Source organism: Pseudomonas wayambapalatensis (genome assembly GCF_049942315.1).
Lineage (GTDB): Bacteria > Pseudomonadota > Gammaproteobacteria > Pseudomonadales > Pseudomonadaceae > Aquipseudomonas > Aquipseudomonas wayambapalatensis.
The window spans coordinates 1-1,773 of sequence record NZ_JBNFMU010000081.1; the positions used below are offsets into that span (position 1 = coordinate 1).

The 1,773-nt window shown below is 59.1% G+C and carries 1 protein-coding gene; it reads left to right on the forward strand.

What is annotated here, in order from left to right:
- Positions 1 to 73: 73 nt before the first annotated feature.
- The coding region (locus ACPZMI_RS02990; protein ID WP_426351640.1) for an immunoglobulin-like domain-containing protein at positions 74 to 1,773 on the forward strand (1,700 nt) is incomplete at its 3' end.

The following is a 1,773-nucleotide window of genomic DNA, read 5'->3' on the forward strand; positions in this document are numbered from 1 at the left end:
CCTTGTCGCCTTCGTTGCCGGTGCCCGGAGTGCCAGTGCCCGGCTCGTCAGTCACAGTAGTGGTGGGGGTGGGGTGAACCAAAATAAGTGTTTTGAAGGTGTTACCGGCGCGGATAACTTCGAGAAACTGACTCTGGGTCAGGGCGAAGTGAAAACCGATGTCACCGATGAGCCGGGCACTGGCACTCCGGGCACCGGCAACGAAGGCGACAAGGTCTCCGTCACCATCGTTAGCAACGGCAATGTCACCGAAGATCAGCAGCCGTCGTTCACTGTCAAAGTGAACCAGCCACTGGACCGTCCGCTCACCGTCACTCTGAGCAATGGCGACAAGGTCACCATCGCCGCAGGCCAGACTCAAGTCGAGTACAAGGCACCTGCACAAGGTGATGACGTCTTCAAGGATTCGGGTTCTCTGACTGTCGGCATCACCGATGCCACCGTTCCGGGTAAGACCTTCGAAAACCTGGAACTCGGCGGCTCGGCTACCGTTCAGATCGCTGACACTGAAAGTGAAGTGGTCGCGACCCTGACGGCCGATAAAACCACCGTGTCTGAAGGCGGCGAGATCACTTACACCGTCACCCTGACCAACTCCCAAGGTCTGTCGGTTACTGGCCATAACGGCCTGGTCTTCACCCTCAGCGACGGCACCAAAGTGACCATTCCGGCGGGCAGCGCCACCGGCACCATCACTATCCATGCCCCGGACGACGTTTACGTTGGCGGTCAACCGTCGATCATCAACAAGCTGGAAGGTGTCACTGGCGCGGATAACTTCGAGAAACTGACCCTCGGCGACAACTCCGTCACCACCACAGTGACTGACGAGCCAGGTACCGGCACCCCGGGCACCGGCAACGAAGGCGACAAGGTTTCCGTCACCATCGTCAGCAATGGCAACGTCACTGAAGACCAGCAGCCGTCGTTCACTGTCAAAGTGAGCCAACCGCTGGATCGTCCGCTCACCGTCACTCTGAGCAATGGCGACAAGGTCACCATCGCTGCGGGCCAGACGCAGGTTGAGTACAAGGCTCCAGCCCAAGGCGATGACGTCTTCAAAGACTCGGGCTCGCTCACCGTTGGGATCAGCGACGCCAGTGTTCCAGGTAAGACCTTCGAAAACCTGGAACTCGGCGGCTCGGCTACCGTGCAGATCGCTGATACCGAAAGTGAGGTTGTCGCCACCCTTACCGCCGACAAGACCACTGTGTCCGAGGGCGGCGAGATCACCTATACCGTTACGCTGACCAATGCCCAGGGTCTGGACGTCAAAGGCCACAATGGCCTGGTCTTCACGCTCTCGGACGGCACAAAAGTTACCGTTCCGGCGGGCAGCGCCACCGGCACCATCACCATCCATGCCCCTGACGACGTCTACGTCGGCGGTCAGCCAAACATCGTCAACAAGATCGAATCGGTCACCGGTGGTGATAACTTCGAGAAACTGACCCTCGGCGACAATTCCGTCACCACCACAGTGACAGACGAACCAGGTACTGGCACTCCAGGCACCGGCAACGAAGGCGACAAAGTCTCTGTCACCATCGTCAGCAACGGCAACGTAACCGAAGACCAGCAGCCGTCGTTCACCGTCAAAGTGAACCAGCCACTGGACCGTCCGCTGACCGTTACCTTGAGCAATGGCGACAAAGTCACCATCGCGGCCGGCCAGACTCAGGTTGAGTACAAGGCACCGGCACAAGGTGATGACGTCTTCAAGGATTCCGGCTCGCTCACCGTTGGCATCAGCGACGCCACCGTTCCGGGCAA